The organism is Mycobacterium sp. NBC_00419 (assembly GCF_036023875.1).
Classification (GTDB): domain Bacteria; phylum Actinomycetota; class Actinomycetes; order Mycobacteriales; family Mycobacteriaceae; genus Mycobacterium.
On sequence record NZ_CP107931.1, the window covers coordinates 5,415,307 to 5,430,603 of the forward strand.

6 protein-coding genes are annotated in these 15,297 nt (G+C 67.9%); all 6 read left to right on the plus strand.

The window, feature by feature from the left end:
* Positions 1-81: 81 nt before the first annotated feature.
* The 6 genes from mutA (at position 82) to OG976_RS25920 (ending at position 15,296) form a co-directional block, all read left to right on the plus strand.
* Positions 82-1,941 (plus strand): methylmalonyl-CoA mutase small subunit, encoded by a 1,860-nt coding sequence (gene mutA / locus OG976_RS25895; protein ID WP_328364032.1) that lies wholly within the window; start codon positions 82-84, stop codon positions 1,939-1,941.
* Positions 1,942-1,946: 5 nt separating this feature from the next.
* On the plus strand, positions 1,947-4,223 hold the full coding sequence (gene scpA, locus OG976_RS25900) for a methylmalonyl-CoA mutase (RefSeq protein WP_442930394.1): 2,277 nt from the start codon (positions 1,947-1,949) through the stop codon (positions 4,221-4,223).
* On the plus strand, positions 4,223-5,206 hold the full coding sequence (gene meaB / locus OG976_RS25905; RefSeq protein WP_328355651.1) for a methylmalonyl Co-A mutase-associated GTPase MeaB: 984 nt from the start codon (positions 4,223-4,225) through the stop codon (positions 5,204-5,206). Before scpA ends, meaB begins: the two co-directional genes overlap by 1 nt.
* 72 nt (positions 5,207-5,278) lie before the next feature.
* Entirely contained in the window at positions 5,279-6,547 is a 1,269-nt protein-coding gene (locus tag OG976_RS25910) for a serine hydrolase domain-containing protein (RefSeq protein ID WP_328355654.1), read from the plus strand.
* 1,005 nt (positions 6,548-7,552) lie between these two features.
* On the plus strand, positions 7,553-13,834 hold the full coding sequence (pks2, locus tag OG976_RS25915) for a sulfolipid-1 biosynthesis phthioceranic/hydroxyphthioceranic acid synthase (RefSeq protein ID WP_328355657.1): 6,282 nt from the start codon (positions 7,553-7,555) through the stop codon (positions 13,832-13,834).
* Positions 13,835-13,859: 25 nt separating this feature from the next.
* Positions 13,860-15,296 (plus strand): condensation domain-containing protein, encoded by a 1,437-nt coding sequence (locus OG976_RS25920; protein ID WP_328355660.1) that lies wholly within the window; start codon positions 13,860-13,862, stop codon positions 15,294-15,296.
* The last annotated feature ends 1 nt before the right edge of the window (position 15,297 follow it).

The window sequence follows — 15,297 nt, forward strand, 5'->3', positions numbered from 1 at the left end:
GGGTCCCGACGCGCCGACGCCCCCGCTCACGCCATCATTTAGCCTGAGTAGCTGATGGTGCGTCCCGCCGCGGGCCGCCACATGCTGCGACAACAGGAGTTGCCGGTGTCGGTGAAGGTGGACGAGGAGCGCGCCCGCTGGCGCACTGCGGTGGCGGGTGTGCTCGCCAAGAGCAGCCGTCGAGATCCCGCTGATCTGCCGGCCGAACCGGAACGCCTGCTCGACTCGCCGACGTACGAGGGGTTTCCGATCCGCCCGCTGTACACCTCGCTCGACGAGCTGCCTGAGCCGCCGCTGCCGGGGACCTGGCCATTCATCCGCGGTGGTGACGCGCACCGCGACGTGAACGCGGGATGGAAAGTGGCCGAGGCGTTTCCGGCCTCGGAGGCTCCGGTCGCCGACGGCAACGCGGCGGTGCTCGACGCCCTCGCCGACGGGGTCAGCGCGCTGGTCCTGCAGGTCGGCGAACATGGGGTGAGCCCCGCTGACCTCGATCGGCTGCTGGAGGGTGTCTACCTGGACCTGGCGCCGGTCGTCCTGGACGCGGGCGCGGACTTCACGGCTGCGGCGGATGCCGTGCTAGCTCTGGTGGCGGGCGCCGATGACGCCAAACGGGCCGCGATGTCGATCGACCTGGGCGCCGACCCGCTGACCGCGCCGCTGAGCGGACGCCAGGCCGCGTCCGCCGAGGACGTCGTGAGCGTTGCCTCGGGGCTGGCGGGCAAGCCGGGTGTGCGCGCGATCACCGTGGACGGCGCGGCCCTGCATAACCGCGGCGCGAACGCGGCCTGGGAACTCGCCGGTGCGTTGGGCGCGGCGGTGGACTACGTGCGGTTGCTGACCGACGCCGGTATCGATCTCGCCGCCGCGTTGCGGCAGGTCAGCTTCCGGTTGGTGGCCGACGACGACCAGTTCATGACGATCGCGAAGTTCCGCGCGGCCCGCCAGCTGTGGGCCAGGGTCGCCGAGGTGCTCGGCGCGCCGCAGAGCGGGGCGACGGTGCTGCACGCTGTGACCTCGTTGCCGATGATGACCCAGCGCGACCCGTGGGTGAACATGCTGCGGACCACGCTGGCCGCCTTCGGCGCGGGCGTCGGGGGAGCCGACACCGTGCAGGTGCTCACCTTCGACGTGGCGATCCCCGGCGGATTCCCGGGTGTCGGGTCCGGTTTTGCCCGGCGTATCGCGCGCAATACCCAGCTGCTGCTGCTCGAGGAGTCCCACATCGGCCGCGTGCTCGACCCTGCCGGCGGTTCCTGGTACGTCGAGGACCTCACCGAAAGCCTTGCCGCTCAGGCGTGGTCGCACTTCCAGGACATCGAGGCCCGCGGCGGGTTCGTCGCTGCCCGTGATCACATCGCCGAGCAGGTCGAGCAGGTCCGCGCGCGGCGCGCCGACGACATCGCCCACCGGCGTACCGCGATCACCGGCGTCAACGAATTCCCGAACCTCACCGAACCTGTTCTGCCGCGCAGTGACTCGTCAGCGGCTGTGCAGCGCTACGCCGCCGGGTTTGAAGCACTGCGCGACCGCTCCGACGCGCACCTGGAGCGCACCGGGTCACGTCCGGCAGTGGTGCTGCTGCCGCTGGGACCGCTCGCCGAGCACAACATCAGGGCCACCTTCGCCGCCAATCTGCTCGCATCGGGCGGCATCGACACCGTCAACCCGGGAACCGTCGACGCCGCCGGGGTGGCCGGTGCGGTCGCCGATGCCGGCGCAACCGTCGCGGTCATCTGCGGCACCGACGCCCGGTACGGCACCGACAGCGCCGCAGTGGTCCAGGCCGCACGGTCGGCCGGCCTCGAGCACATCCTGCTGGCAGGTCCGGAGAAGGCGGTCGCCGACAACTCGGGCGATGCCAGACCCGACGGGTATCTGACCGCGAAGATCGATGCGGTCGAAGCGCTTTCGTCACTGCTCACCCGATTGGGGGCCTGACTCCTATGACTCAGTCCGAGGTGGCTAGCGCCACGGCTCACGTACCCAGCTTCGCCGACGTCCCGCTGCACGGTGGCGGCACCGTCACGCCGCCGACCGAAAGCGATGTGGCGCAGCATATTTCGGCAGCAGCGGTAGCTCACGGTTATGTCGCCGAGCAGCTCGACTGGCAGACGCCGGAGGGTATCGCGGTCAAGCCGGTGTACGTCGGGGCCGACCGTGGCGCGGTGGTGGCGCAGGGGTATCCGCTCGACAGCTTCCCCGGTGAGGCGCCGTTCATCCGTGGGCCGTACCCGACGATGTACGTCAACCAGCCGTGGACCATCCGCCAGTACGCCGGGTTCTCGACGGCCGCCGATTCCAACGCCTTCTACCGCCGCAATCTGGCCGCCGGCCAGAAGGGCCTGTCGGTGGCCTTCGACCTGGCCACCCACCGCGGCTACGACTCCGACCACCCACGGGTGCAGGGCGATGTCGGTATGGCCGGGGTGGCCATCGACTCGATCCTGGACATGCGGCAACTCTTCGACGGTATCGACCTGTCGGCGGTGTCGGTGTCGATGACCATGAACGGCGCGGTGCTGCCGATCCTGGCGCTGTACGTGGTGGCCGCCGAGGAACAGGGTGTGCCACCGGAGAAGCTGGCCGGGACCATCCAGAACGACATCCTCAAAGAGTTCATGGTCCGCAACACCTACATCTATCCGCCCACGCCCTCGATGCGGATCATCTCCGACATCTTCGCCTACACCAGCGCGAAGATGCCGAAGTTCAACTCCATCTCGATCTCGGGTTACCACATCCAAGAGGCCGGTGCCACAGCCGATCTCGAGCTCGCCTACACGCTGGCCGACGGTGTCGACTACCTCAAGGCCGGCGTCGACGCGGGTCTGGACATCGACAAGTTCGCCCCGCGGCTGTCCTTCTTCTGGGGCATCGGGATGAACTTCTTCATGGAGGTCGCCAAGCTGCGTGCGGGCCGGCTGCTGTGGAGCGAACTGGTCGCCGAGTTCGGTGCCAAGAGCTCGAAGTCGTTGTCGCTGCGCACCCACTCGCAGACCTCGGGCTGGTCGCTGACCGCCCAGGACGTGTTCAACAATGTCGCACGCACCTGCATCGAGGCGATGGCCGCCACCCAGGGCCACACCCAGTCGTTGCACACCAACGCCCTCGACGAGGCGCTGGCGCTGCCGACCGACTTCTCGGCCCGTATCGCCCGCAACACCCAGCTCCTGTTGCAGCAGGAGTCCGGCACCACCCGGCCGATCGATCCCTGGGCCGGCTCCTATTACGTGGAGTGGCTGACCCACCAGCTGGCCGAGAAGGCCCGGGCCCACATCGCCGAGGTCGCCGCGCACGGTGGCATGGCGCAGGCCATCAGCGAGGGTATTCCGAAGCTGCGTATCGAGGAGGCCGCCGCACGCACCCAGGCGCGCATCGACTCCGGCGCGCAGCCGCTGATCGGTGTGAACAAGTACCAGGTGGCCGAGGATCAGGAGATCGAGGTCCTCAAGGTCGAGAACAGCCGGGTGCGGACCGAGCAGCTCGCCAAGCTGGCCCAGCTGCGCAGTGAGCGCGATGAGGCGGCCTGCCAGGCGGCGCTGGACGAATTGACCAGGGCAGCGGGTGCTTCCGGAAGCGCCGGCGACGATGGTCTGGGCAACAACCTGCTGGCGCTGGCGATCGACGCCGCGCGTGCCAAGGCCACTCTCGGCGAGATCTCCGACGCGCTGGAGAAGGTATACGGCAGGCACCAGGCCGAGATCCGCACCATCTCCGGGGTTTACCGTGACGAAGTAGGGGCGGGAGGAACCATCTCCGGACTATCCGAAGCCACCCGACTGGTGGAGAAGTTCGCCGAGGCAGACGGCCGCCGGCCGCGCATCCTGGTCGCCAAGATGGGCCAGGACGGTCACGACCGCGGCCAGAAGGTCATCGCAACCGCCTTCGCCGACATCGGCTTCGACGTGGACGTGGGTTCGCTGTTCTCCACGCCGGACGAGGTCGCGCGGCAGGCCGCCGACAACGACGTCCACGTGGTCGGGGTGTCGTCCCTGGCGGCGGGTCACCTGACGCTGGTGCCCGCGCTGCGCGACGCGCTGGCTGAGGTGGGCAGGCCCGACATCATGGTCGTGGTGGGCGGTGTCATCCCGCCCGGCGACTTCGACGAGCTGTACGCCGCCGGAGCCACCGCGATCTTCCCGCCCGGCACGGTGATCTCCGACGCCGCGGTCGACCTGCTGCACAAGTTGGCCGACCGGCTGGGCTACACCCTCTCCTGATGCCCTCCGACGTCGCCGCCCTGGCCGGGGCCATCCGCAGCGGTGACCGTGCGGCGCTGCCCCGGGCCATCACGCTGGTGGAGTCGACCCGGGCAGATCACCGCGAGCAGGCGCAGCGTCTGCTGCTGGAGTTGATGCCGGATGCCGGCAAGGCCCTGCACGTCGGCATCACCGGCGTGCCGGGGGTGGGCAAGTCGACCACCATCGAGGCCCTCGGCATGTACCTGATCGAGCAGGGCCACCGGGTGGCGGTGCTCGCGGTCGACCCGTCGTCGACCCGCACCGGCGGTTCCATCCTGGGGGACAAGACCCGGATGGCGCGGCTGGCGGTGCAACCCGAGGCCTACATCCGACCGTCGCCGACCTCGGGGACCCTCGGCGGGGTGGCCAAGGCGACGAGGGAAACGATCGTGCTCCTCGAGGCCGCCGGCTTCGATGTGATCCTGGTCGAGACCGTCGGGGTTGGTCAGTCCGAGGTGACGGTGGCCGACATGGTGGACACCTTTGTGTTCCTGACTCTGGCCCGCACCGGCGACCAGCTGCAGGGCATCAAGAAGGGTGTCCTCGAACTGGCCGACATCGTCGTGGTGAACAAGGCCGACGGTGAACACGCCATCGAGGCCAACGCGGCCGCGCGGGAGCTCTCGGCCGCGATTCGGCTGATCTATCCTCGCGAAACGCTCTGGCGTCCACCGGTTTTGACGATGAGCGCGCTGCAGGGCACAGGCTTGCACGAGCTGTGGGACACGGTGCTCAAGCATCGCGACGTGCTGACCGCGGCCGGTCAGTTCGACGCTCGCCGCCGTGCACAGCAGGTGGACTGGACGTGGTCGATGGTGCGCGATGCGGTGCTCGACCGGGTGTTGCGGCATCCGGCCGTGAAGAGTCGGCGTACCGAGATCGAACGGCAGGTTCGCGAGGGCGAACTGACGCCGGCGCTTGCTGCGCAGCAGATACTCGATGCCGCCGACGAGTCAAGCTGACCGGCCGCCGCCAAGTTAACGAATTGGCAACGATTCGGCGCACTGCTGCTTAGGCCGGTTAAATTCCTGTGTGTGACACATGTGACTGGTGAGTCTTCGGTGTTGCCGCGCGGGGTGCAAGGCGCGGCTGACCCGAACTTCGCCTATGCGGTTCGCAGCTTCGCGAGCCTCTTTCCGCATCCCCGCTTCGGTGGCGGGGCGTTGGCGGTGTACCTCGACGGTCAGCCGGTGGTCGACGTCTGGACAGGCTGGTCGGACCGGCGCGGACGAGAGCACTGGTCCGCCGACACCGGCGCCACGGTGTTCTCGGCGACCAAGGGTGTCGCCTCGACGGTCATCCACCGCCTCGTCGACCGCGGCCTGATCGACTACGACGCGCCCGTCGCCGAGTACTGGCCGGAGTTCGGCGCCAACGGCAAGGGCCAGATCACCGTGCGCGACGTCATGCGGCACCGGGCCGGGCTGGCCAACCTGCGCGGCGTGCGCACCCGCGAACTGCTCGATCACCTGCACATGGAGGAGCGGATTGCCGCAGCGCCGGTGGGCAGGCACTTCGGCAAGCCCGCATATCACGCGATCACCTACGGCTGGCTGCTGTCCGGCCTGGCCCGCGCCGTCACCGGCAAGGGGATGCGCGAGCTGATGCGCATCGAGGTGGCCGAGCCGCTCAACACCGACGGCATCCACCTGGGCCGACCGCCACTGGGCGCGCCCACCCGGGCCGCGCACATCGTCGGGCCACAGCTCAACATCCCCAACCCGCTGTTCAACGCGATAGCGCCCAGGATTGCCGCCCTCGAGGTGTCGGCCATCTTCGGCTCGATGTACTTCCCGGGGATGAAAGCCGTCGTTCAGGGCGACATGCCGCTGCTCGACAGCGAGCTGCCCTCGGCCAACGGCGTGGCCACCGCGCGGAGTCTGGCCCGCATGTACGGCGCGATCGCCAATGGCGGCGAGATCGACGGTCGGCGTTATCTGTCCGCTGACCTGGTCGCCGGCCTGACCGGGCGGCCGAGCCTGGCCCCGGACCGCAATCTGATCCTGCCGATGGCCTTCCATCTGGGATATCACTCGCTGCCGTTCCCCGGCGTTCTGCCCGGCTTCGGACACGTCGGGCTGGGCGGTTCCCTCGGCTGGGCGATGCCCGACAAGGGTTTGTCGTTCGGGTACGTGCACAACCGGCTTCTGACTCCCTTCGTCGTCACCGACCAGGCGGGTTTCGTGGCCACGGCCGCCTTGATCCGCCATGGTGCCGCGGCGGCGCGCAAGCACGGTTTCACACCCGTCCAGGAGTTCGGTGCGACGTTCGCACCCCGCGCCGCAGGGGTGGTTGCGGGCTAGCGCCCGCCGTCCGCGTCGCTTTCAGCGGTGTCGTGTCGTGTCGCAGCACCGGCGTGTCGCGGGCGACTCGCCGTGTTCAGAGGGCCCCGAGACTTCTCATATCTGGCTCACAGCTAACTTCGGCAACCCCTTCCTACCGCCTTTGACCGCGAGTGACAATCGTCACTCGGGGGCCCTTTCCGGGCCCCTCATGTCGAATTCAACGAGGTGTTTTACCAATTAATGCCAAATAGCCTGTCGCTTAGCAAAACGCATTTGCTGACTCGTCAAAATATGCCGGAATTGTCTGATAACGGCTTTGCTTTGATGGTCCTGAATGTGGCCTGAATCACGCATAATGAACAGCTGAGACGCAATTCTCAGGCTACTCTCAGGTCAGTTGCCATCTGCGCAGGCTGTGATCAGAAAGCCCAGCTCATCGGCGTCTAGAAAGCTGAGGCGCAATAGCGGAAACTCTCAGGAATACCCGTGTGGCCGGCCTCACAGGTTGGCCGGATCGGTGCCGCAACCTCGTTATTCGATGGCATCGCCGGGGGTGTTCTTGCCGCAGCGTCCGAACGGGTGGTGCAACTCGGTCCGGAAATTTGCTGTATCGCCATATTGGCCGAATTTCGCCTGACTTGCGACAACCAACCTGCTGCAACGGTGGCCGGGGCCCGGCTAGCGGCAGCCCCGGGCGCGACAGCGCCGCGGGACGTTGCTCGACTCTTCGGTAAAAGCCCTGCTCAAGACTGATTTTCCGACAACCGGCTCGGGCATTTTGAGGAACTTTTCGCCCCGAGTTGCGGAATGTTCAGCTACCGGATCTCCGTTGCTGCAGGTGGCGGGCTTGTCGAGCACGGTAACATTGGCCAATCTCCAATCAAAATCACAAAACATTTGTCGCCGTGGTTAGAAAAAGCCGCTAAGCTACCGATCACGTTGGCAACTTCGCTTGACGATTCCTAATCAGAATCAGGCAGGTTGCCTTGCCCCGTGTTGACGAAGAGTGAGGTGTGAGCGGACGTGCGAGAGACATCTGTCACCCCGATTGCAGTCGTTGGTATGGCTTGCCGGCTGCCCGGAGGGATCGACTCGCCACACAAGCTGTGGGAGGCGTTACTGGAGGGCGCTGACCTCGTCACCGAGATTCCCGCCGAGCGGTGGGACGCCGACGAGTACTACGACCCGGAACCCGGCGTGCCGGGACGGTCGGTGTCGCGCTGGGGCGCCTTCGTCGACGACGTCACAGGCTTCGATCCGGACTTCTTCGGCATCAACGAGCGCGAGGCCACCGCGATGGACCCGCAGCACCGCATGCTGCTGGAGACCGCGTGGGAAGCCGTGGAGCATTCCGGGCACACTCCTGCCCAGATGTCCGGAACGTCGACTGGTGTCTTCATCGGTATGTCGCACGACGACTACGCCATGCTCACCAGCGCCGCCGGCGCCTACGACCAGGCCTATGCCTTCACCGGGACACCGTTCAGCATGGCCTCCGGGCGCATCTCCCATGCGCTGGGACTGCTGGGACCGGCCCTGACCATGGACACCGCCTGCTCGTCGAGCATGGTGGCGGTGCACAGCGCGTGCCGCAGCCTGCATGAGGGTGAAAGCGACATGGCCCTCGCCGGCGGTGTGATGCTCATGCTCGATCAGCGTCTGTATGCCTCGGCCTCCGGCCAGGGCATGCTGTCGCCGACCGGCCATTGCCACGCTTTCGACGTGAACGCCGACGGCTTCGTCCGTTCGGAGGGCTGCGGCATCGTCATGCTCAAGCGTCTCGACGACGCCGAGCGCGACGGTGACCGGATTCTGGCCGTCATCAAGGGCACCGCCTCCAACCAGGACGGGCGCACCGAGAACATCCTCACCCCGTCGACCGAGGCGCAGATCTCGGTCTTCAAGGCCGCGCTTGCCGCCGCCGATGTCGACCCCGCCACCGTCGGCATGGTCGAGGGTCACGGCACCGGCACGCCGGTGGGTGACACCAAGGAGTTCAACAGCATCTCCAGCGTCTACGGCATCGCCGGCCCGTGCGCTCTGACCTCGGTCAAGAGCAACTTCGGCCACGCCGAGTCCGCTGCGGGTGTGCTGGGCCTGATGAAGGCCGTGCTGTCCGTGCACCACGGTGTCGTGCCGCAGAACCTGCACTTCAACCGTCTGCCCGAACACCTCGCCAAGGTCGATACCGGACTGTTCGTCCCGGCCGAGGCCACCGACTGGCCGACCGACGGTCCCCGCCGCGCTGCGGTGTCGTCGTACGGCATGTCGGGCACCAACGTCCACGCCGTGCTCGAGCAGGCGCCCACCACGGACGTCGCCGATGCTGCCGCGATTGCTGCTGCCGACGCCGGCCTGCTGGTCTTCCCGGTGTGCTCCACCTCCGCCGACGAGCTGCGGCACACCGCCGAGCGGCTTGCCGACTGGGTCGAGAACAGCTCCGCCGACCTGTCGCTGCGCGACCTGGCCTACACGCTGGCGCGTCGCCGCGGGCACCGCCCGGTGCGCACCGCCGTCATCGCCGCCGACCGCGCCGAACTGGTCGAGCGGCTCCGTGAGGTCGCCAAGGGCGACGATCCCTACCAGGCCGCCGTCGGACACGACGACCGCGGACCGGTGTGGATCTTCTCCGGCCAGGGCTCGCAGTGGGCCTCGATGGGTGTGGGGCTGCTGGCCACCGAGCCCGTCTTCGCCGCCACGATCGCCGAGATCGAACCGCTGATCGCCGCGGAGTCCGGTTTCTCGATCACCGAGGCCATCACCGCCCCCGAAACCGTCGAGGGTATCCATAAGGTCCAGCCGGCCATCTTCGCGATGCAGGTGGCCATGGCCGCGACGATGAAGGCCTACGGCGTCGCGCCGGGCGCCGTCATCGGCCATTCGCTCGGCGAGGTTGCCGCTGCCGTCGTCTCCGGTGCACTGTCACTGGAGGACGGCGTCAAGGTCATCTGCCGTCGTTCACTGCTGTGCCTGCGGCTGGCCGGCGGCGGTGCGATGGCCTCGGTCGAGCTGCCCGCACAGCAGGTGCGCGAGGAACTCGAGAAGCAGGGCATCGAAGATGTCGTGGTCGCCGTTGTGGCGTCCCCGAACTCGACGGTGATCGGCGGTGCCACCCAGACCGTCCGCGACATCGTCGCGGCGTGGGAGCAGCGCGAGATCATGGCCCGCGAGGTCAACGTCGACGTCGCGTCGCACTCGCCTCAGGTGGAGCCGATCCTCGACGAGCTGTCGGAGATGCTGGCCGACATCACCCCGATGGCCCCGGAGATCCCGTACTACTCGGCCACTTCGTTCGACCCGCGCGAGCAGCCCTACTGCGATGCCGACTACTGGGTCGACAACCTGCGCCACACCGTGCGTTTCTCGGCGGCCGTGCAGACCGCGCTCGAGGACGGCTTCCGGGTGTTCGGCGAGCTGGCCCCGCATCCGCTGCTGACCCGCCCGATCGACCAGACCGCCGCGACACTGGATATCTCGGTGGCCGCTGTGGCCGGTATGCGTCGTGGTCAGGAAGTGCCGCACGGACTCGGTGAGTTCCTCGGCAGCCTGTACTCCGCCGGCGCCGAGGTGGACTTCTCGGTGCTCTACCCGGCCGGTCACCTGGTCGACGCGCCGCTGCCGACCTGGACCCATCGCAGCATGATGCTGGCTTCCGAGGGTGGCGATCAGCAGGCCCGTGGTGCTCACCTGGTGGCGGCCCACCCGCTGCTCGGTGCCCACGTGCGCCTGCTCGAGGACCCGGAACGGCATGCCTGGCAGGCCGAGGTCGGCACCGCGGCGCTGCCGTGGCTGGTCGATCACCAGATCAACAACGTGCCGGCGCTGCCCGGCGCCGCCTACTGCGAGATGGCTCTGGCCGCGGCACGCACCGCCCTTGGTGAGGCTGCCGAAGTCCGCGACGTGACGTTCGACGCGATGCTGCTGCTCGAGGACGAGACCCCGGTCAGTGCCGTAGCCTCGGCCAAGACGCCCGGTGTGCTGGAGTTCGTGGTCGAGACCGACACCGACGGTGAGCGGGAACGTCGCGCCAGCGCGGTGCTGCATGCCGCCGATGCCGACGAGCAGCCGCACTCCTACGACATGGACGAACTGCTGGCGGCGCACCCCAACCGCGCCGACGGCAGCGAGGTCCGTACCTGGTTCGACGGCCGCGGCGTGCAGTTCGGCCCGGCGTTCACCGGCCTGGTGGCCGTCAACGCCGGCGATGAGTCCGCCGGCACCGTGCTGGCCGAGATCGGCCTGCCGTCGTCGATCCGCAACCAGCAGACCGCCTACGGTGTGCATCCCGCACTGCTGGATGCCTGCTTCCAGTCGGTCGCCGCCCATCCGGGTGTGCAGTCCTCCGGCACCGGCGGGCTGCTGTTGCCGCTCGGTGTGCGTCGGCTGAAGGTGCACGGCCCGACCCGCAATGCGCGGTACTGCCTGACGAAGCTCGCTTCGCTCGACGGCTCCTCGGTTGAGGCCGATATCGAGCTGCTCGACGACTACGGCACCGTGCTGTTCGGTGTCCAGGGTCTGCGCATGGGCAGCGGTATGTCCGAGGCCAACGAGGGCGACCGGGTGCTCAACGAGCGTCTGCTGGCCATCGAGTGGCGTCAGCAGCAGCTCAACGAGGTCACCCACGCGAACTCGGCGACCTGGCTGGTCGTCAGCACCTCCGATGCCGCTGACATGCTGGCCTCGGCGCTGACCGACGCGCTCAAGCTCAACGACGCCGACGTGACCACGATGTCGTGGCCTCAGCACGCCGACCACGCCTACAACTCCCAGCTTCTGGGCTCGCACTTCTCCGAAGGTGGCTTCGACAACGTCGTGGTGGTCACCCCGGCACGCAACGGCTGCCCCGAAGAGCAGCTGCCGCACCGCGGCGGCGAGCAGGTGCGCCACCTGGTGCGCATCGCCCGCGAGCTGTCCGAGACGGCAGGCGAAGCGCCCCGGCTCTACGTCGTAACCCGCAACGCCCAGACGGTGCTCGCCGATGAGCGGCCGAACCTGGAGCAGGCCGGCCTGCGTGGTCTACTGCGTGTGATCGGTGCCGAGCACCCGCAGTTGCGGCCCACCCAGATCGACGTCGACGACGCCACCGAGGCCAAGTTGATGGCAGCCCAGCTGCTCACCGGCAGCGAGGAAGACGAGACCGCGTTCCGCAAGGGACAGTGGTACACCGCGCACCTCTACCCGAGCCCACTGCGGCCCGACGAGCGCTACACCACCGTGGTCGACCACGCCCGCGACGGAATGCGCCTGGAGATCCGCACCCCGGGTGACATCGAGACCCTGGAACTGGCTGCGTTCGACCGCATCCCGCCCGGCCCGGGTCAGATCGAGGTCGCCGTGACGGCGTCCAGCCTCAACTTCGCTGACGTTCTGCTGGCCTTCGGCCGCTACCCGAGCTTCGAGGGTCTGCAGCCCCAGCTGGGTCTGGACTTCGCCGGCGTGGTGACCGCGGTCGGCCCGCAGGTCACCTCTCACCGGGTCGGCGACCATGTCGGCGGCATGTCGACCAACGGCTGCTGGGGCTCGTTCGTCACCTGTGACGCCGATGTGGCAGTGACCCTGCCCGCCGGCCTACGTGATGATCAGGCGGCCGCGGTGACCACCGCCTCGGCCACGGCTTGGTACGGCCTGCACGACCTGGCCCACATCAAGGCCGGCGACAAGGTGCTGATCCACTCCGCCACCGGCGGTGTCGGCCAGGCCGCAATCGCCATCGCCCGGGCTGCCGGCGCCGAGATTTACGCGACGGCGGGCACCGAGGAACGCCGCGACATGCTGCGCACCATGGGCATCACGCATGTCTACGACTCGCGTACCGCCGCGTTCGGCGAGCAGATCCGCCGGGACACCGACGGCTACGGCGTCGACATCGTGCTGAACTCGCTGACCGGTGCCTCGCAGCGGGCCGGCGTGGAACTGCTCGCCTTCGGCGGCCGGTTCGTCGAGATCGGCAAGAAGGACATCTACGGCGACACCCGGATGGGCCTGTTCCCGTTCCGTCGCAACCTGTCCTTCTACGGTGTCGACCTGGCCCTGATGGCCAGCACCCACCCGGAGCAGATCCGCGAACTGCTCGACACCGTCTACCGGTTGACCGCCGACGGTGTCCTGCCGCAGCCGGAGACCACCCACTACCCGCTGGCCGACGCGGCCACCGCCATCCGTGTGATGGGTGCCGCCGAGCACACCGGCAAGCTGCTGCTGTCGGTGCCCAAGGTCGGCCACAGCAGTGTCGTGGTTCCGCCGGAGCAGGCCAAGGTCTTCCGCCGGGACGGCTCCTACATCATCACCGGCGGTCTCGGCGGTCTGGGCTTGTTCCTGGGTGCCAAGATGGCCGCGGGTGGTTGCGGCCGCATCGTGCTGAACTCCCGTTCACAGCCGAAGCCCGAGGCACTGGAGGAGATCGCGCGGATGCGCGCCTCCGGCGCCCAGGTCGAGGTCGTCACCGGTGACATCGCGCAGTCGGAGACGGTGGACCGCCTGGTGGCAGCCGCCACCGCGACCGGTCTTCCGGTCCGCGGCGTGCTGCACGCGGCGGCCGTGGTCGAGGACGCCATCCTGACCAACATCACCGACGAACTGGTGGACCGGGACTGGGCCCCGAAGGTTTACGGCGCCTGGCACCTGCACCGGGCCACCACGGCTCAGCCGCTGGACTGGTTCTGCTCGTTCTCCTCGGCGGCGGCTCTGATGGGCTCGCCGGGTCAGGGCGCGTACGCCGCGGCCAACAGCTGGCTGGACGGCTTCACCCAGTGGCGCCGTTCGCAGGGTCTGCCGGCCACCGCGATCGCGTGGGCGGCGTGGGACGAGATCGGTGCAGGTAAGCACCTGGCTGCCGGCGGCGACACCGCGATGATCAGCCCCGAGGAAGGTGCGCACGCCTTCGAGGCGCTGTTGCGCCACGACCGGGCCTACAGCGGTTACGCGCCGCTGATCGGCACGCCGTGGCTGACCGATCTCGCGCAGCGCAGCCCGTTCGCCGAGGCGTTCGCGTCCACCGGGGACCGGCCGACTGACACCAGCACGTTCCGTGCCGAGCTGCACACGTTGCCGCGCGACGAGTGGCCCACCCGGGTGCGGCGACTGGTCTCGGAGCAACTCAGCCTGATCTTGCGCCGCTCGATCGACCCGGACCGGCCGATTTCCGAGTATGGTCTGGACTCGCTGGGCAATCTCGAACTGCGTACCCGAATCGAAACCGAGACGGGCATCCGAGTGCGGTCGATGGACATCACCACCGTCCGGGCGCTGGCCGAGGGCCTGTGCGAGACGTTGGCCGGTGTGATTTCGTCAGCTCCATCCCGCTGACAGGCGCGAATAGGGGAACAACAGAGTGGTTGCACTCACTGCAATCCATGACTGGGTCGACGCGCCGGGGACGGTCACTTCGTGGAGTCCGTCACCGGCGTGCCTGAAGAAGCTTCAGGAGGCTCCGGTCAGCGATGTGCCTGCCAGCTATCAGCAGGAGCAGCACATCCGCACGTATCGCCAGCATTCGGCGAACGGTCTGGAGATGGCCCGGCTGCTCATCCCTGCCTGGAACATGCCCGGACGGTGCGACATCCGCGCGATGACCTACGTCATCAACTCCTACCTGCGCCGGCACGACACCTACCACAGCTGGTTCGACTTCGACGATGACGACAATGTCGTCCGGCACACCGTGAGCAACCCGGCCGACATCCAGTTCGTGGCCACCAAACAGGGCGAGATGACGGCGTCGCAGTGGCGCGAGCATGTGCTGGGTACGCCCAGCCCGCTGCAGTGGGATTGCTTCCGCTTCGGCGTGATTCAGCGTGCCGACCACTTCACGTTCTACGTCAGCATCGACCACCTGCACGCCGACGCCATGTTCATGGTGGCGTTGTTCGTCGAGCTGCACATGAACTACGAGGCGCTCGCTGGTGGCGGTGCGCCCATCAAGCTGCCCGACGCCGGCAGCTACCACGACTACTGCCTGCGTCAGCACGAGTTCACCTCCGGGTTGACGCTGGAGTCACCCGACGTCCGCAAGTGGATCGAGTTCCTGGAGGACGCGGGCGGCTCGTTGCCGACTTTCCCTCTGCCACTTGGTGATTCGACGGAACCCTGCACGGGCGATCTGCTCACCGTCCAGTTGATGGACGATCACGAGACCGATCGGTTCGAGTCGGCCTGCACCTCGGCCGGGGTTCGCTTCATCGGCGGCGTGTTCGCCTGCGCGGCGATCGCGCATCGCGAGCTCACCGGTGATGACACCTATTTCGTGATCACTCCGACCACCACCCGCAGCACTCCCGAGGAGTTCGTCACGACGGGCTGGTTCACCGGGCTGGTGCCGCTGTCGGTACCGGTTGCGGCGCGGTCCTTCGCCGAGGTGGCCAAGGCGGCTCAGGAGTCCTTCGACTCCGGAATGCCCATCGCCAACGTGCCCATCGAGCGGGTTTTCGAGCTGGCCGAATCGCTGCCACAGATTCGCAAGCCGGGCGCCGGCGTGCCGATGTTGTCGTACCTCGACGTGGGTCTGCCGCCGCTGAATCCGATGATCATGTCGCAGTGGCATGGTCTCAACGGCCGGCTGTACACCGACCTCGGGGCGGCCAATCAGGTCGGCATGTGGGTCAACCGTCGCGCCAACGGCACCATCATCACGGTGGCCTACCCAGACAACCCGATCGCCCGCGAGTCGATCGCGGAGTTCGTCGAGCAGATGAAGTGCACCTACCTGCGGGTCGCCGACGGTCGCGCCGAATCGCTGTCGTCTCCGCGGATACCCAAGGCGACGGTCTGAT